18 protein-coding genes are annotated in these 17,741 nt (G+C 35.5%); 8 read left to right on the forward strand and 10 right to left on the reverse strand.

Annotated features, from left to right (window positions below):
* Nucleotides 1-179 precede the first annotated feature (179 nt).
* The 3 genes from CS937_RS00665 to CS937_RS00675 all read right to left on the reverse strand — a co-directional run bounded on the left by CS937_RS00665 (nucleotide 180) and on the right by CS937_RS00675 (nucleotide 2,386).
* Entirely contained in the window at nucleotides 180-1,109 is a 930-nt protein-coding gene (locus CS937_RS00665) for an SDR family NAD(P)-dependent oxidoreductase (protein ID WP_099156569.1), read from the reverse strand.
* 70 nt (nucleotides 1,110-1,179) lie between these two features.
* Nucleotides 1,180-1,752, reverse strand: a complete 573-nt coding sequence (locus CS937_RS00670) for a TetR/AcrR family transcriptional regulator (protein ID WP_099156570.1) — start codon at nucleotides 1,750-1,752, stop codon at nucleotides 1,180-1,182.
* A 115-nt stretch (nucleotides 1,753-1,867) separates the two neighbouring features.
* Nucleotides 1,868-2,386 carry a GNAT family N-acetyltransferase gene (locus CS937_RS00675; protein WP_099156571.1) on the reverse strand — a complete coding sequence of 173 codons (519 nt, stop codon included), beginning with the start codon at nucleotides 2,384-2,386 and terminating at the stop codon, nucleotides 1,868-1,870.
* A gap of 172 nt (nucleotides 2,387-2,558) precedes the next feature.
* On the opposite strand from CS937_RS00675, the gene CS937_RS00680 reads away from it, so the two are divergent.
* The gene (locus tag CS937_RS00680) at nucleotides 2,559-4,346 is read left to right on the forward strand and encodes a methyl-accepting chemotaxis protein (protein ID WP_099156572.1); all 1,788 of its coding nucleotides are present in this window, start codon (nucleotides 2,559-2,561) and stop codon (nucleotides 4,344-4,346) included.
* A gap of 37 nt (nucleotides 4,347-4,383) precedes the next feature.
* Here the strand turns inward: CS937_RS00680 and CS937_RS00685 are convergent, their stop codons facing one another.
* Genes CS937_RS00685 through CS937_RS00695 form a run of 3 tightly spaced genes read right to left on the reverse strand, consistent with a single transcriptional unit; the run spans nucleotide 4,384 to nucleotide 6,316 of the window.
* The gene (locus tag CS937_RS00685) at nucleotides 4,384-4,944 is read right to left on the reverse strand and encodes a DNA-3-methyladenine glycosylase I (RefSeq protein ID WP_099156573.1); all 561 of its coding nucleotides are present in this window, start codon (nucleotides 4,942-4,944) and stop codon (nucleotides 4,384-4,386) included.
* 10 nt (nucleotides 4,945-4,954) lie between these two features.
* Nucleotides 4,955-5,797: a sulfurtransferase gene (locus CS937_RS00690; protein WP_099156574.1), complete on the reverse strand. Its 843-nt coding sequence runs from the start codon at nucleotides 5,795-5,797 to the stop codon at nucleotides 4,955-4,957.
* A 21-nt stretch (nucleotides 5,798-5,818) separates the two neighbouring features.
* A complete protein-coding gene (locus CS937_RS00695) occupies nucleotides 5,819-6,316 on the reverse strand; it encodes a GNAT family N-acetyltransferase (protein ID WP_425445439.1) in 498 nt (165 codons plus the stop codon).
* Between the two features lie 459 nt (nucleotides 6,317-6,775).
* Here CS937_RS00695 and pepT point away from each other — a divergent pair, with 459 nt between their 5' ends.
* Entirely contained in the window at nucleotides 6,776-8,005 is a 1,230-nt protein-coding gene (gene pepT, locus CS937_RS00705; protein ID WP_099156577.1) for a peptidase T, read from the forward strand.
* A 315-nt stretch (nucleotides 8,006-8,320) separates the two neighbouring features.
* Here pepT and CS937_RS00710 read toward each other — a convergent pair whose 3' ends face one another.
* Together CS937_RS00710 and CS937_RS00715 are read right to left on the reverse strand one after the other, a co-directional pair.
* Entirely contained in the window at nucleotides 8,321-8,776 is a 456-nt protein-coding gene (locus CS937_RS00710) for a helix-turn-helix domain-containing protein (protein ID WP_099156578.1), read from the reverse strand.
* A gap of 292 nt (nucleotides 8,777-9,068) precedes the next feature.
* Nucleotides 9,069-10,097 carry a serine hydrolase domain-containing protein gene (locus CS937_RS00715; RefSeq protein WP_099156579.1) on the reverse strand — a complete coding sequence of 343 codons (1,029 nt, stop codon included), beginning with the start codon at nucleotides 10,095-10,097 and terminating at the stop codon, nucleotides 9,069-9,071.
* Between the two features lie 402 nt (nucleotides 10,098-10,499).
* On the opposite strand from CS937_RS00715, the gene CS937_RS00720 reads away from it, so the two are divergent.
* The 4 genes from CS937_RS00720 (at nucleotide 10,500) to CS937_RS00735 (ending at nucleotide 14,656) form a co-directional block, all read left to right on the forward strand.
* Nucleotides 10,500-11,054 (forward strand): cupin domain-containing protein, encoded by a 555-nt coding sequence (locus tag CS937_RS00720; RefSeq protein ID WP_099156580.1) that lies wholly within the window; start codon nucleotides 10,500-10,502, stop codon nucleotides 11,052-11,054.
* A 508-nt stretch (nucleotides 11,055-11,562) separates the two neighbouring features.
* Nucleotides 11,563-12,807, forward strand: a complete 1,245-nt coding sequence (locus CS937_RS00725) for an MDR family MFS transporter (RefSeq protein ID WP_099156581.1) — start codon at nucleotides 11,563-11,565, stop codon at nucleotides 12,805-12,807.
* A gap of 283 nt (nucleotides 12,808-13,090) precedes the next feature.
* Nucleotides 13,091-14,125 (forward strand): D-alanyl-D-alanine carboxypeptidase family protein, encoded by a 1,035-nt coding sequence (locus tag CS937_RS00730; protein ID WP_176555698.1) that lies wholly within the window; start codon nucleotides 13,091-13,093, stop codon nucleotides 14,123-14,125.
* Between the two features lie 114 nt (nucleotides 14,126-14,239).
* Nucleotides 14,240-14,656 (forward strand): VOC family protein, encoded by a 417-nt coding sequence (locus tag CS937_RS00735; protein ID WP_099156836.1) that lies wholly within the window; start codon nucleotides 14,240-14,242, stop codon nucleotides 14,654-14,656.
* Nucleotides 14,657-14,692: 36 nt separating this feature from the next.
* Here the strand turns inward: CS937_RS00735 and CS937_RS00740 are convergent, their stop codons facing one another.
* Both CS937_RS00740 and CS937_RS00745 read right to left on the reverse strand, forming a co-directional pair.
* Entirely contained in the window at nucleotides 14,693-15,163 is a 471-nt protein-coding gene (locus CS937_RS00740) for an SRPBCC family protein (protein ID WP_099156582.1), read from the reverse strand.
* 154 nt (nucleotides 15,164-15,317) lie between these two features.
* A complete protein-coding gene (locus CS937_RS00745; RefSeq protein ID WP_099156583.1) occupies nucleotides 15,318-15,848 on the reverse strand; it encodes an HD domain-containing protein in 531 nt (176 codons plus the stop codon).
* A 216-nt stretch (nucleotides 15,849-16,064) separates the two neighbouring features.
* Between CS937_RS00745 and CS937_RS00750 the strand changes: the two genes are divergently transcribed.
* On the forward strand, nucleotides 16,065-16,817 hold the full coding sequence (locus CS937_RS00750; RefSeq protein WP_099156584.1) for a DeoR/GlpR family DNA-binding transcription regulator: 753 nt from the start codon (nucleotides 16,065-16,067) through the stop codon (nucleotides 16,815-16,817).
* Nucleotides 16,818-17,735 (forward strand): 1-phosphofructokinase, encoded by a 918-nt coding sequence (gene pfkB / locus CS937_RS00755; protein ID WP_099156585.1) that lies wholly within the window; start codon nucleotides 16,818-16,820, stop codon nucleotides 17,733-17,735.
* Nucleotides 17,736-17,741: the final 6 nt, after the last annotated feature.

Genomic DNA, 17,741 nt, shown 5'->3' on the forward strand with positions numbered 1-17,741 from the left:
TCCGCTTTCCGGGGGAGGCGCAGCGCGAGCACACGGAAAGCGTAGTGTTTTTCCGCAGCGATCACATGGTAACGAACATGACTTTTTAGTTACGTCGCATTTTACGAAAACTACGTAATAAGAGACAACAAAATTTACGAAAATAGCCTTAAATAATAATAAAACTGGACCAATTAGTATCACCTTTGATAAGATGCTATCGTTTCCTTCAACCCATCAATATATGGTGTCTTTGGTACAGTGCCAATGAACGTTTCATATTTTTCCCCATCTAAAACAACGGGATCTTCATTTAAATATTGCATTTCCGCAAACTCGCGCATTTGCTTATTGAACAAACCTAAAGAACGAATCATATTCTTTGTAATGGTTGACACACGTTTATCATATCCGGTAATGGAACGTACCATTTGGATAATCTCTTCTCCTTTAATCACATCAACTGCAGGGACATTCCAGCTTTGACCGTACGCATCATCATTTAACGCAAGTTCAACGATTGCTTTTGCCCCATCAGGAGTATATATATGTTCTCTATTCATAAATTGATCCCCAACAAAACTAGCTTTTTTGTTAGCTACAATTTTTCTTAATGTATAGTTTATGTATCCATTTTCCACATATGGACCGTAAAAATCAGGAAAATGCACGATAACATTTGGAACTCCCGATTCATTAATCAATTTTCCCATTTCTAAACGCAGCTTCCCCTTTTTTGTATGTGGATTTTTTGGGATAGTTTCACTAACTTTATAACCAGGATTTCTTCCATAGGAATAAATATTATCAACAATCGCTAGCTTCGTTTTCTGGATTATTGCGACTGTAATTACATTTTCAGTTAATTTTAAAAGTTTATCTGCCCATTCCTCATAAGGAAGATTAATTGCATGGAAAATCACGTCAACATTATATGCAGCTGCCTCTAGTTCCTTTTTATCAAAAACATCTCCTGGATGAATAATAACATTTCGATCATCATGAAACATTTTATCGAGTTTTTCCAACTTCCGGGCAAAGGCAATTACCTCAATCCCTCTGCTTGACAGTTCCTTTACAATTGAGTACCCCATCCCGCCTGATGCTCCAATTACTAATGCACGCTTCATCATTTAACCCTCCCGTTTAATTGACCACTGTTCAAATAAGAATAAAAAAACAAAGTATCTATATCAAACTTTATTTTTTTGTCCATTTCAATAGCATATTTGCGTGAAAGTCAGCCATACCTTTAGCCTCTTTGAAATTTGTTACGTGGTGTAAATAATGTGTTACAAATCCATGTAACGACAGAAATATTGACCAAATTTCTTGAACAGAAATACGCTTTTCGCTTAAATCAGCAACGTGATTTGCAAATTTCTGGTATGTTTTCATCGGACTTACATTCATAAAATTACGAACCTCATCATCTTTTACCAAAAACATAATCTCGTAATGACTTTGATGTGTTAAACCAAACTCTATATAGCCTAAAAATAGTTGTTTTAGTTTTTCAGAATCGTCTATTTTTTGATCAACCAAATCGTTTATCTCTTTATCAAGCATAATAAAATGGTCTTCAACTAATGCATAAAACAATTCAGCTTTATTCTTAAAATGATAATAAATGGCACCATGACTATAATCTAATTTCTTGGCAATTTGTCTCATTGAAGCTTGCTGAAATCCTTTTTCCACAAATAAATCCCTTGCAGCTTTCATAATCATATCTCGTGTTAGCTCTTTATTTACTGCTTTTCTTGCTGACATTCTTAACCTCCATTTTATTTGACCAGCGTTCAATTAATACTATACATTGATTCTATAGAATATGTCAATGTAATAAAAAAATAAGACCATCCTAATTTCATAGAATAGTCTTTCCTCAACCATCATTCCAAACAATTTCACCGCATTGTTCTTCATGATCAATATTCACATCAAAATAATGTTTATTATAAAAATGCTTTAACCGACCCACATGATCAAAATCCCTTTTAACAATATCACCAGTAATATATTGTACATTTTCCTCGCGCGCTAATTCCTTTAAATGTTTCATCAAGATTGACCCATAACCTTTATTTTCTTCTCCTTTAATATCAGCAATATGAATGGTTCGATCATTTTTATATTCTGCTTGAATGGCAGAATCCCATTTACCCCGATAAGGAGAATCGCAATCATGTAACATTAACTGGCACGTTTCCTCTTTTTTATCTACATATATTATTACCCATTGTTCGTTTCTTGCTTGATCAATACTGACAATGTCCCATTTCTTAGCAATTTTTTTAATGTTGTTCTGCATACGATACAGCTGCATTTCCAACGTATCCAATTCATTCTTTAGCTCATGCTTATCTTTTTCATTTTCATTTTCCAAAAAAGCTGAATAAGTCATATTACCCACCTACCTTTATAATCAATGCACGCAATTTGCTATTTTACTAGAAAGTCACACCACAATTCAAGTTTTCGAAAATTCTTTATGTTAATTTTCAAATAGTACTTAATACTTAGAAACCATATGACGATATAATGATAAAGTGTTTTTTACAATTGGGGGATACGTAATGAATAAAAAGAATTTTACGATAAGAAAAAAGACAAAGCCTCAGAACAGTAAATCAAAAAAGATAAAGCCAGGTAAAGAACGGAGAAAGCTCAGGTGGCAAAACGTTAAGATTGCCAGAAAGTATTTAACTGTTTTTATCTCAACAGCGATTTTGTTCTTGATTGCTGGTGGAATTGTGTATTTTCAGTTACATAAGGGTGAAGAATCCATTGATGCAATTGAACGTAGAAGTGCACGGGCAAATGACATGGCAAAAATGGCAGAACTTGTCCAAGCAAAAGATGTACAAATTGCCGACTATATTATTACAGAACAACCAATCTACGTAGAGACATTTGAAGAATACCTTGATGAGTTTAATGCTTTAGAGGAAAAAATAGAACCTAAAATGGATACCTCGAAGCAAAAGGCTCTATTTTCCGAAATTAAAAAAGCAGATACACAAGTTAATGATTTATTTTTGAACGAAGTAACAGCATCTGTTAATTCCGGGCAAAATTATATGACACAATCATTAAGAGATCAATCCAATACACTTAGGAAGGCAAACACAGAACGGATAAATAAACTAATGGATCTAGTGGTTCAATCACAGCAAACAGCCGTTAAAGATGCTAAATCAAGTATGAATAATAGTGTGATTGTTCTTGCTGTTGCAACAATCGCTGCGATAGCATTAGGCATCTTACTAATGATCGTAATATCAAGAAGAATAACCGTACATTTAAGAAAGATTGTTGGAATAACATCTGAAGTCGCTAATGGAAATTTAACAGTTGAATCAATGGACTACAAAGGTAATGATGAAATTGGTCAACTAGCTAGTGCAGTTAATCAAATGAAAGACAATATTCGTAATATCTTATATAAAGTTGCTACAGCTTCAGAATCCGTTTCTTCCAGAAGTGAGGAATTAACACAATCAGCAGGTGAAGTGAAAGAGGGTAATGAACAAATCGCAACTACAATGGAAGAAGTTTCTTCAGGTGCTGAAACACAAGCTAATAGTGCTTCCGAACTATCAGAGAGTATGAATGATTTTGTGCTGAAGGTTAATCAATCGGAGAAAAGTGGTCAGGATATAACAGCAACATCAAATGGCGTTCTCGATTTAACTACCGAGGGTACGAATCTAATGAAAAAGTCAGTTAACCAAATGAAACGAATTGATTCCATTGTTACCGAAGCGGTCGACAAAGTACAGGGTCTCGATCAGCAATCAAATCAAATTTCAAAATTGGTATTGGTTATTAAGGATATTGCAGATCAAACAAACCTTTTATCACTAAATGCAGCTATTGAAGCAGCAAGAGCAGGAGAGCATGGTAAGGGATTTGCAGTAGTTGCTGATGAGGTAAGGAAGCTTGCAGAGCAAGTAACATCATCGGTGTCAGAAATCACGGCAATTGTAACAAACATCCAAACAGAGACAGACCATGTTGTAGATTCTTTAAATACTGGATATAACGAGGTTAAAGAAGGAACCAATCAAATTGAAGCTACTGGGAAAAGCTTCGAAACAATTAATAACTCTGTTTCCGATATGGTCAATAAAATCACAGCGATTTCTACCAATTTAAAAGATATCGCAATGAATAGTAATGACATGAACAACTTAATTGAAGAAATAGCATCTGTATCAGAAGAGTCTGCAGCAGGCGTCGAACAAGCTGCCGCTTCTGCCCAACAAACATCTAGCTCGATGGAGGAAGTTTCTCATAGTGCAGATGAGCTTGCGAAACTTGCTGAACAGCTAAATGATGAAATAAAAGTGTTTAAACTATAACTAATGGGGACCGTCCTCCAAGGGACAGTCCCCCATTTTAATTCTCATGATACAAAAAACAATCTACCGTATGGTCATTCACCATTCCTGTTGCTTGCATAAACGCATAGCAAATGGTTGGACCAACAAACTTAAACCCACGCTTTTTTAAATCCTTACTCATTTGTTCCGATTCCGGTGTCTGGGCTGGTACACTGACATGATCCTGCCAATTATTCAAGATAGGCTTATCATCAACAAACTGCCATATGTACTCGTCAAATGTCCCAAACTCATGTTGTACTTTTAAAAATGCTAGTGCGTTCGTTATAACCGATCGGACTTTAAGCTTGTTCCGTATAATCCCTTCATCCTGTAACAATCCTTTTACTTTTTCCTCATCATAGTTACTTACGATTTTTGGATCAAAATTATCAAATGCCGCCCGATAATTCTCTCGTCTTCTCAATATGGTAATCCAACTTAACCCAGCCTGTGCTCCTTCTAAACAAAGCATTTCAAACAGCTGTTGATCATTGTGTATAGGTTTTCCCCACTCATGATCATGGTAATCAACATAAAGTGGATCATCGGTTACCCAGTCACATCTCTTTTTCATATCTATTCCTCTATTCTTCTTTCGTTTCTACTTCATTTTCATCATACGAAATCCAGTCACTAAAACTCCCCGGGTACAGTTTAACATTTTCATATCCTGCTAATTTAAGTGCTAACACATTTGGACATGCCGAAACACCTGAACCACAGGATACGATAATTTCATTTTCTTTAGGCAGCTTTGCAAAATGGGTTTGCAGCCCCTCCTTAGATTTCCAAACACCTTTCTCATCCAATACATCTTTCCAAAAATAATTTGTTGCACTGGGAATGTGGCCAGCTTTTGCATATAATGGTTCTGTCTTTCCTAAGTATCTATCTTTTGCACGTGAATCTATTAATATAGAAAATTTATCTCGCATCTTTTCCTTAACCCCGTCTATATCAACTACCATATCTTCTCGAATATTTGGCTTGAATTGTTTCATAGACGGCACAGGAATTTTATTCGTAATAACATGTCCCTGTTTAATCCATTCATCTAATCCACCATCCAACACGAAAGCTTTTTCATGACCAAAGTACTGAAGCAACCACCATAACCGTGCTGCAAACATATCATTATATTGATCATAAATCACAACAGTTGTTTCATTATCAATGCCAATCTCGCTTAGTTTAGTAGAAAAGTCATCCACATTTGGTAACGGATGGTTTCCACCATGCTTTTGAACTGGACCTGATAAATCCTTGTTCAAATCTAAGTAAATAGCCTCTGGAATATGTCCCTCTGCATATGCATTTTTACCAGCACTCGCATCATTCAATGAAAAACGCACATCAATAACAACCGTATTTTCCGGATTCTTTTCCAAGCGTTTTGCCAGCCATTTTACGGATACTAAATATGACATTTCAAACATTCCTCCCTGTTTCTATCCTAACAATTTCCCCATATAATATTCATTAAAAAAATCTCCATTAATTATTAAGGAATGTTTCTTTACACCTTCTATTTCAAATCCCGCTTTTTTATACAAAGCAAGCCCTGCCTCATTCTTAACAACTACAGTTAACTCAAGACGGCTAAGTCCTTTTTTTCGGGCCCATTTATCAGCTTCTGAAAACAACGCAGTACCGACGCACTTTCCCCTATAGTCTGAAAGAATTCCAATAACTAAGTATGCAACATGTTTTTTCCGCTGTACTTTTCCACCAACAGCAAAGAGATATCCTATTAATCTATTATCTTGTTCAGCTACTAAAATAGTTGAATTCTGTTCATTTTTAAATACCTCAATCATTTTCTGTTGCTTATCCACGGTTAATCTTCTTTCCCCAGGTTCATAAAGCATATAAGCACTTTCACTATCGACTCGCTTCGTCAGCTCCAACAATTGCTCTGCTTCATCTACACCTACTTCTCTAATCAAATTCACTCACCCCAAATTAATCTATCTATGTATCTAGTTCGACAAAAAGTTCTATAACCCTTTACTAAAAATTAAGTTTTACATGTCCGGATTTTGCATGGTCTCGGACTCTATTGCGCTGACTATTCTTTTTACTGCACCCTCATGTATGGTTATTGCACGATTATCACTTGGTATTGCGCGATTAAACCTTGATACTGCGCGGTCCGGAACTATTATTGCGCGTTCATGAACTATTAATGCGCGCTCTACTCTTATTACCGCGCGCTGACCTATGGATTGCACGATTATCACTTGGTATTGCGCGATTAAACCTTGATACTGCGCGATCTCGACCAATTATTGCGTGTTCCTGAACTATTAATGCGCGCTCTACTCTTATTACCACGCGCTGACCTATGGTTTTTGCGCGGTCTAAATGATATGATTATTCTAATAACAATAGGAGATGATGTAAAAGTGAAAGATGAGCTTATTAAACGATTTACTACATATGTAAAAGTTGATACACAATCGAATGAAGACAATGAAAGCACACCATCCACCCAGGGACAATTGGAACTTGCTAATATGCTTGTTGACGAATTAAAAGAAATTGGTATGAACGACGTTTCAATTGATGATAATGGCTATGTAATGGCAACACTTCCAGCCAACACTGATAAAGATATTCCGACAATAGGGTTTTTGGCACATGTCGATACAGCAACGGACTTTACTGGTAAAAACGTCAATCCGCAAGTTGTTAATAATTTCAATGGTAACGACCTACTACTAAATAAAGAATTAAATGTTATTTTATCAAGTAAGGAATTTCCGGAATTACCAAGTTACAAAGGACATACATTGATTACAACAGATGGGACTACCTTGCTCGGTGCCGACAACAAGGCTGGAGTAACAGAGATCATGACTGCAATGGCATATTTAATTGAACATCCTGAAATAAAACATGGAAAAATACGTGTGGCTTTTACGCCTGATGAAGAAATTGGGCGTGGTCCACACAAATTTGATGTGGCCAGATTTGATGCATCTTATGCATACACAATCGATGGTGGACCACTTGGCGAATTACAATATGAAAGCTTTAACGCTGCTGCTGCTAAAGTTACGTTTAACGGAAACAGTGTTCATCCAGGTACAGCTAAAAATAAAATGGTAAATGCAGGCATGATGGCTGCTGAATTCATCTGCAAATTCCCTGCAAATGAAACACCAGAACATACGGAGAAATATGAAGGATTTTACCATTTAAGTTCTGTGAATGGTGATGTTGAAAAGACAAACGTTTCCTATATTATCCGGGACTTTGACAAAGAAAATTTTGCAAAAAGAAAACAAACAATGGAAGCAAACGTAAATGAAATGAAGAAAAAATACGGTGATTCCAGCGTACAGTTGGAAATGAATGATCAATACTACAATATGCGCGAGAAAATTGAACCTGTAAAAGAAATTGTTGATATCGCGTATCAAGCAATGGAAAATCTGGATATAACACCGATTGTTCAACCGGTTCGTGGCGGAACTGATGGATCACAACTATCTTACATGGGACTGCCTACACCGAATATTTTTACTGGTGGTGAAAACTTCCATGGTAAGTTTGAGTATATTTCGGTAGATAATATGGAAAAAGCGACGAACGTGATTATTGAGATTTGTAGATTGTTCGAGGCAAAATAGCGTGGGAAAAAAGTAAAGAACTAGTCTTCTCAATACTAATTTTTATTAACACACACAAACCCCAATTCATTTAAAATAAACAATAAATGAACTGGGGTTCGTCTAAAACGAGTGGTCTGGTCTCTATGACAGAGAACATTTTTTAGTATTCCACTAGTTGTGTTACTACTCATCGTTTTTTACCTTACAATGTAATTGTTCATTTATGAAGCCGTATATATTACACTGAAAACCCACTGGTTAGTTCAAAATAACCAGTGGGTTTTATTTCCATTCCTATTAAATGTACAATTAATAAAAAGTAAATTTGTTCATTTAATCAATATATTTATTTTTCAATTGATCGCTGCCGATACCACCAATCAGCATTAAAACGAGTGGTAAAAAACTGGTGATAACTTTCGGTAAGCCTTCTAATATAAGAATAGTTGTACCAACAAAATGATTTAAAGCGATAATGATGATTTTTAATATTAATAAAAATACACCTAATAAAAACACACTATCGAAAAATACTTTCCACTTTGGATGCGCCAATTGCTTGCTATCTTGAATTACTTTCTCTTTCAACTCTTCATCACTCCTTAATAGTTCGTCTACCGTAATACCAAATAAATCACTTAGATCGATGATTACCTCGATACTCGGATAGTTTTTGCCTGTCTCCCATTTGGAAACAGACTGGCGACTAACATGAATCTTTTCAGCGAGCTCTGTTTGTGACCAGCCCTTTTTTTCTCTTTCTTTTTTTAGTCGTTCACTAAAAATCATATTTTCTCATCGCCTTTCCTTACAATCTCAGTATTAATGAAGTGAGTAGATGAAGTAAAGCTAGTTCTAAGTGCATCAAGGCGCAACCTCTAGTTTCCTCTATTTTATTGTCTACGTTCAGAATTATATCATCACATTGTATTATTCCATTTTCAATACATCTTATTTCTAAAACTACCTTAAAACGTTTTCGCTAGATATTCCCATACAGTTTAACTACAGAAAAAAGAAGACTGATATATCCAGTCTTCTAACCAAATAGTTAGTAAAAAACACTTCTCGAGAGAATCCGCTATTCTACAAAATCCTCCTCAAATGCTCGCATCATACCATAAGCACCTTTACTTTTATTAGATACAACAATCAATTTAACACTTCTTTTAGGATAATAAGCTGCATGAAAGCTAACACCGGGATCATAACCCATTAGATGGTACTTTTCTATTTCACTATCAGACTTATCTATCCAAATGCCATAACCATAATATTCACCCTCATCTTCTTCCATATGTGGCGTCAACAGTTGCTTCGTTGTATCTTCGTTCAAAAGTTCGAATGAAAATAATGCATCCAAAAGCTTAATCATGTCACCAGCCGTAACAAAGGCACCACCATCAGCGCCACCCTTAACAGGAATAGAGTAGATATTAGTTTTCCAATTTTCCTCCTCTTCATCATCAATGTAGCCGATTGCTGTATTTTTCGGAAGCTGATCCAAAGAAAAATATCCTGATTCAAACATACCAGCTTTCTTAAAAACATTTTTTTCAATGTAGTCTGTAAAAGTAAGTCCTGATTGCTCTTCAATTATTAACCCTAAAACAATATAGGCTGCATTGTTATAATGGAATTTTTCACCAGGCCAGAACATCATTTCTCTATCTTGAAACATCGGAAGAAAATCTCGCAATCTATTCATTTTATACATTGGTCGTTCATTCCAAAGCTCCGAAAAATCATCCATAACCGCTTCATCAAAATAATCAGGAATTCCCGAACTATGTGTTAATAGATGATGTACCGTAATTTCATCATGAAAAGATGAAAATGGAGCTGACAGACAATCCTTTAATCGTGTTTGAAATGTCAGTTTCCCTTGTTCAACTAACATACAAATTCCTATGGCTGTAAATAGTTTACAGCCAGAAGCAATACCAAATCGTGTACCAGTCGTGTTTTTAATTTCATCAGATCTGTTGGCAAATCCATAGGCAGATTCATAATTTAGAGTAACGGTATCAGATGCCATTATCACTCCGGAGAAGTCTATTTCCTTGGCTGTTTGGTCCATCGTCGTATTTAAATTTTCTTTTATATACATTTCTTACCCCCCTTTATTAAGCTTTATTCTATCATTATTTTCACAATTTTCACATCGCATCTAGGTAATTTGGGTAACATTATAAAAACAATAATCTCTCGTTTGCAGTGCAAGGGATTATTTCCTTGAAGGGTGCCTTACCCTCTTGATGGGGTTGCTCCATGTTAGTAGTACGAGACGGTTTTTTACTATTTAAGATTAAAAAATAAGATGGAAATAAAAATCAATAACATTGATGACTGCCCTTATCGACATACAGCAGCATACAACCTCTCAGACGGATTAACATACATGTAGATTTTATTGATGAGAGAAAGACATAGATAAACACTATCCCCCATGTACATTTATCCATCCCCTCGCATAGGATAATGTGATAATTTTGGAAGGGAATGACTGAGAATGTACTATTATTCTTACATGTATCCATATCATTACTATACCAAAGCGCCAATGTATAACTATGGGAGACAGCTACAATACCCTACTTATCATGTGAAAAACAATGAGTATTGGTATCCGCAACATAAGGATGCCAGGGTTACTTTAAAAGATTATGGAAAACAACCGTTTGTGGTGAATATTGAAGATGCTGCCGAACAAAACAATACATTCCGAACAGCGTTATGGACAGGAGATAACTTACAGGTTACTTTAATGAGCATCCCGGTTGGCAGCGATATTGGCTTAGAAGTACATCCTAATGTTGATCAGTTCTTACGGATTGAAGAAGGGCAAGGTGTTGTGAAAATGGGCGATTCGGAAAGCAATTTAACATTTCAGCGGAACGTTTACGAGGATTATGCCATCATGGTACCTGCTGGTAAATGGCATAATGTGATTAATACAGGAAATGAGCCTTTAAAGCTTTATTCAATTTATGCACCTCCCGAGCATCCATATGGTACGGTTCATCCTACAAAAGCTGTTGCTATAGCTGCTGAAAACCATAGCTGACAGGGGAACTACTCTGTGGTTTGTTCATTTAAAAAACTGTTCAACGATACCTATCCTAACCATTTAACTGTAATATAAAATGACTGCTAAATTGTAGTCATTTTTTTATTGATATAGAGCGATTTGTATGTGAATTTAGGTTTAAATTTGCAGGTACACAACAATTCATCAGGTTAGAATAACTCGAATCAGTTAACATAATGTTCATTATTAATTTATTCCTTGCCTTATTAAGTAGGAGGAAGGAATAGGTATGAAGTAATTATTATGGTATAACAGAAAACTCCTCTAACCATCGTAGGTAGAGGAGTTGTGGATATTATAAGTAATAGAAAATCACTAAGAACTAGTGTTCGGATTATGTGTCAATTAAAATACAGCCACTTATTGGCTAACTTTTATAATAATAGTATAAATGATAATTAAATATAAGTCTATATTTTTGTTGAAAATTAATTTAATGTAAGGATACTTGACAGGAAACCTTAGATGAGAGGGGAAAATTTTATTGCAATGGCTTTCATGGGATAGTAATTTGAAAATTAGGCTGATTGGGGAAACACTATTTAATATGTTGTTTTGGATGTATTTTCCTTTTCTTACGATTTATTTTAGCGATGCTTTGGGATTAATTGAAGCAGGAATTATGATGACCGCCCCTTCTATTATCAGTATTTTCGGAAGCATGATTGGTGGCTATATTGCTGATCAGTTTGGAAGACGTACCATAATGCTTATTGGTTCATTCATGCAGGCTGGTTTCTTTGCTCTGTTTGCTCTTTCCTTTTCCTATTGGATTGATTATTTTGCATTTATTGGGATTAGTCTAGGAAAATCACTATACAGACCAGCTAGCACAGCAATGGTAGCTGATTTAGTACCTAAAGAAAAAAGACGCAGTGTGTTTGCAACGTTTGCATCGGCGAAAAACTTGGGTGCAGTCTTTGGTCCAGTTATAGGCGCTGTTTTATTCTTCCAATATCGAGTTGAACTATTATGGACATGTACGCTAGTCACATTACTGTATTCCATTGCAATCTTTTTCATGATTAGAGAAACAATGCCCTTGGTGAAGAGAGCACGGGAACAAAACAATACAGTAATTTCGGTTATGAAGGATCAATGGGTCAGCTATTCCGTCATTCTTCGTGATAAGGTATTCTTCCTTTATATTATTGGAGGTATTTTAATTACGATTTCCATTATGCAATTAGATCTTTATTTGGCTTTATATGTAAAAAATTACGTTCCGGCACAAATGCTATTTGCGATGGAGGAATGGTCAATCACACTTAGCAGTGAGCATGTATTTGGATGGATGATAGGATTGAATGGGCTTTTATTTGTACTTTGTGTCATTCCAATAACAAGGATATTAGAAAACTGGAGTGACCGAAATATGTTAATACTATCGGCTTGTTTATCTGGTTTTGGTATGTTTTTAGTCGGATTTACAACTAGTGCATGGTTACTGTTTGGAATTACGGTAATCTTGACACTAGGAGAGATAATTCATTCTCCTGTTGTACAAAACTTTGTAAGTAAATATGCACCAGAGAATGCGCGGGGTCAATATATGGGAGCATCCGATCTTCAGTTTTCGATTGGGCGGTTTATTGCACCACTAACCGTGATCCTTTCAGCATCTTTACCACCAATTTTAATTTTTGGCTTCATTCTTCTATGTGCTTTGACTAGTTCATTAATCTATGTATTGATGTTTAGGATTCTGCCCGAGAACTGTAGTGCTTAATTCATTGTTTATACCAATTAGAATCCTCTTATCAATTTAAAGTAGTCATTTGGGATGTCAAAAAAGGAACAGGTGAAAGTAATCAATAGATTGAACTTATTTAAAATGTAGTTGTTCAATTAAATGGTCAATATTATTTTTTTATAAAAAAAGAGGATAAGTTATTAAGTTAAAATTTTATTTCCTAGTTACGTATTGAAAAAATTGTAATATGGTACAAGCTTTAAGCATGATATAATAATAGAATACAGATAAGGAAAGTGCATATAAGGGAGAGAATGTAATGTTTAGAAGATCGTTACCTGTCATCATTGCAATGATAATGGGTATATTCGTTATGTCTGCATGTACAAATGAACAACAAACAACTAATGGCAAAACAATAGACAAAGAGAGTCAAGCTAACAAATCGAATGACCAGAAGGAACATAAAAGTGATCTCGTTCTTCCAGATACAAATTTAAAAATTAATGCTAAAGGTAACGATGTCAAGCTATTGAAAAAGGTTCTTATAAAATTAGGATACGCTATTGCCGAAAATGGTACGTTTGATGCAAATACCGAATGGGCCATAAAGGATTTCCAAGCACAACAAGTAAAATTGGCCGCAACTGGTGTCTACGATAAATCTACAAGAAAATGGATCGAGAAAGCTTTGAATGGTTCATTTAAAATAGAGCCTGGTAAAGGAATTGCTAAAGACAAAGCTACCGTCAAAGAATCAGATACCATAACCGTTTCAAATCCAACTGACACGTTAGTACTTGTAAATAAACAACATGCACTACCGGAAGATTATGTTCCAGAAGAACTTATAGTGCCAGATGTTCCATTTCCATTTACAAAAGATATACCCAAAAAATACATGCGCAAAGAAGCTGCAAAAGCGCTTGAGAAGATGTTTGCAGCAGCAGGTAAAGCTGACCTGGAATTGTACGCACAATCAGGTTATCGATCATACAATCGGCAACAAACGCTGTTCGCATCTTATTCAGAACAGCATGGTGAGAAAGAAGCCAATAAATTCAGTGCACGACCAGGTGAAAGCGAGCACCAAACTGGACTGACAATGGATGTTACTAGCCCGGATATTGAGTTTCAGTTAAATACTGAATTTGGTAAGACAGATGAAGGTAAATGGGTAAAAGAGAATGCTCATAAATTCGGCTTCATTATACGTTATCCAAAGGGCAAAGAAGATATTACTGAATATCAATACGAACCATGGCATCTTCGCTATGTCGGTAAAGAAGCTGCCCAAGTAATTTATGAACAAGAATTGACACTTGAAGAATATTTAGGGGTATTAAAAGTATAAAAGATAGACCTATGATTTTAGTTCATAGGTCTATTTTTTTGTAGATAAAGAAGGGATTATTAATAAAAATAGCGAAAAATTATGGTAAAAGCAATTAAGAAAGGAACAATTAAAATGAATGAAAAACTAGTAAGAATCGGAACCACGTATATTCCAGTAACCGATGTAGATAAATCTTCAGATTGGTATGTATCTAAGTTAGGGGCAATCCTTAACTATAAAGACGAAGACAAGGCCATTCTTAACTTTGCTAATCACAGTATTTTTTTGGTCAAATCTAGTGAAAATGAAAGTGCAAACTTCATTGATTATAATGGTGTTGAGCGCTTTTCTATTACTTTCGAGGTTAATGGCTTGCATGCTTTAGAGACAATATATAAGAACTTCAAAGAGCAGAATATAGTAGTTGGAGAAATTGAAAACCGGGGTCATGCAGGAAGGAATTTTGTGTTTTCCGATTTAGACGGGAACAAGTTTGATGTATGGAGCGAACTAAGTCCTGTTTTTAAAGAGAAATATAATATTAAATAATAATTAAAGCCAGATGCTAAGCAGCTGGCCTTTCTATTATTCCTGTTCTTGTTTGTTATCAGCTTCTTTCTCCGCAACCTTTTTCACTTTTTCAACAAAACCAACTACAATTTTATCACCGGCGAATGTCAACAGTAATTTAATGTACCACTTAAGTGGATTATTTGTAGTCGTATAACGGAAATATGTTTTAGTTTCATCTATTCTTTCCAGTTCATACGTAGCTGTAATTTCAAACATTTTAGCCAGGGTAAAGCTAATTTTCAATTTCTTCTTATCTGGTGTATTGACGTATTCCAATGTTTCAACATCATACGATTGCACACGATTTCGCTCTTCATACTTCTGTCGATAAATACTTCCAACGCCATCATCAGTTACCTTAATAGGTTCATTTTCAATGACATTTGGCATTACTTTTTGCATATCTTCAAGCGACCCATCAAAAAGCTTCCAAACTTCATCAATGGAAGCGTCTATTTCTGTATCTTTCGTCCATTCTTTCATAGAACTCTCCACCTCGTTATCTATTAGCCACGTTTCTTATACTATACCAGTCTAATTGACTTTCAGAAAGACGACTATTTTGTTAGCTCCTTAATGCGGTGGACATTAAAAAAGCCCTATTCTCTTATAAGAATACGACAAACTAGTGTCACCGTTATACAACTCTACCCGAGCAATTGTAATTTCCATCGATTTTACCGTCTATTATTCGCAATCGTTCTAACGCTTCTTGTTCATCTATTTGACGATAGTGGTGTTTACCACCGACTTCCTCGTCAGTCTCATCTGCTAACGAAACAACGTATTGCAATGGTTTTAAATGAAGATCTCCTTCTGGCAAATAAGAATCCGTATGGAGTAAAATCGCAACCGCAATTTCTTTTGCTGCATGACGATCCTCACCAATTCGAATCAATAATTTGTGTGCGCGACTGGCACCCTTGATTGCATGAATATCATTTTCACGGTACAAATCATAGTCCCATTCACCATCACGATACCATGTATAGTGACCTACATCGTGTAATAAGGCTGCCTTTGTAGCAAGATCTGGATTGACTTTATATTTTTGTGCAAACCTAAATGCATGTTCCGCTACAGCCACAGCATGAGCTATACCAGATCGTTTTAAATACTTTTGCGTAATCGGATGATTAAAAATTTGCTCTAACGTTACTTTTCTCAAATGAGATTATCTCCTTTCATTCTCTATAAAAATATATTGTTCACTACAATAGCATGCTTTAACTAGCTTTACAATAGGTAATATCCACATTTTGATCACATTAAACCCCAAAGCAAGCCCGAATGATTGTTTTTGGCTATTTTTGAATGATTTTAGTTGATTTATGAAAACGTTTGCTTTATAATTTATCTTAACAGTGAAAAGAAGGTGTTGCTCATGCTAACAACGGAACGACATGAAATCATTTTACAATTACTAAAAGAAAAACAAACCATTACACTTCAGGATATTATAGAAACAACCTCCGCTTCGGAGTCTACTATCAGGCGCGATTTAACAGAACTGGAGAAGCAACATAAATTGGAACGCATCCATGGAGGAGCTACGCTAACAGAACGTAAATTACAGGAATTTAGCATCACTGAAAAATCAACCAAAAACCTTCAGGAAAAAATTAAAATCGCCAACTATGCATCCTCTATCGTTCAAGATGGTGACTGTATTTACCTTGACGCAGGTACTACAACGTTGCAAATAATTCCTTATTTACAAGATAAAGATGTAGTTGTTGTGACAAATGGACTGACACATTTAGATTCGTTAATAGAAAGAGGTATTACTACCTACTTAACTGGTGGCTTAATAAAACCAAAAACAAGCGCACTTATTGGCCAACAAGCAGTTCAATCATTGCAAAACTACCGCTTCGATAAGTGTTTTCTTGGTGTCAATGGCTATCATATCGATTATGGGTACACGACACCTGACCCTGAAGAAGCACATATGAAACAAATTGCTAGCTCTTTAGCTAAGGAAGTCTATGTATTAGCTGATTCCACGAAACATAATAAAATCAGCTTCGCCAAAATAAACGATTTACAAGAAGCTCAATTAATAACAACAGAAATTGAAGCAGATGATTTATCCCATTTAACAAAAAGAACAAATGTAAAGGTGGTTAACAACTAGATGATTTACACATGCACGATAACACCATCAATCGATTACACCGTTTATCTTCCTGAATTTCAAACTGGTAAATTAAATCGAACCAATGAAGTCTATTATTATCCCGGTGGAAAAGGAATAAATGTATCTCGAGTATTACAAAGACTTGGCAATAACAATGTAGCCTTAGGTTTCGCAGGAGGATTCACTGGAGTTTACATTACGAAGTTTTTAGAAAAAGAAGGTATACAAACTGATTTTATACCTTCATCGGAAACAACACGTATCAATGTAAAAATAAAGTCGGAAAACGAAACAGAACTAAACGGACCTGCCCCCGGCATAAACCAAGCACAGCAACAGGCATTATTGTCTAAAATCAAAACATTTCGGCAAGGTGATTGGTTTGTGTTAGCAGGAAGTTTACCTAATTCAATACCCAACGATTTTTATCAGGAAATAGCATTAATTTGCAAGCAAAAAGATGTCCATTTTGTTCTGGATACATCTGGACCCGCACTTAAAAACTTAATAAAAACAAAACCATTTTTAATTAAACCGAATCAAAACGAACTAGGTGAATTATTTGATACAGTGGTAACGACTTATCATGAAACGGTTCAACTTGCAAAAAAAATTGTAGACAAAGGTGTTCAACATGTCATTGTTTCGATGGGTGGTGATGGAGCGATTTTAGCTACTAAAGATTATGCACTAATAGCCGAAGCACCAAAGGATACCGTTGTAAATACGGTTGGAGCAGGCGATTCCCTTGTTTCAGGTTTTATCGCTTCATATGTAAAAGATAAAAATCCAGTCGAGGCTTTTCGTTATGGTGTCGCAACAGGTAGTGCCACTGCGTTTCAAACAGATCTATGCGAAAAAGAAGATGCCGACAAACTGGTCAACAGTGTTAAGATAAGTCCATTTCAACGTTAGGATGTG

The sequence above is a fragment of the Virgibacillus ndiopensis genome, assembly GCF_900187325.1.
GTDB classification, from domain to species: domain Bacteria; phylum Bacillota; class Bacilli; order Bacillales; family Amphibacillaceae; genus Virgibacillus_E; species Virgibacillus_E ndiopensis.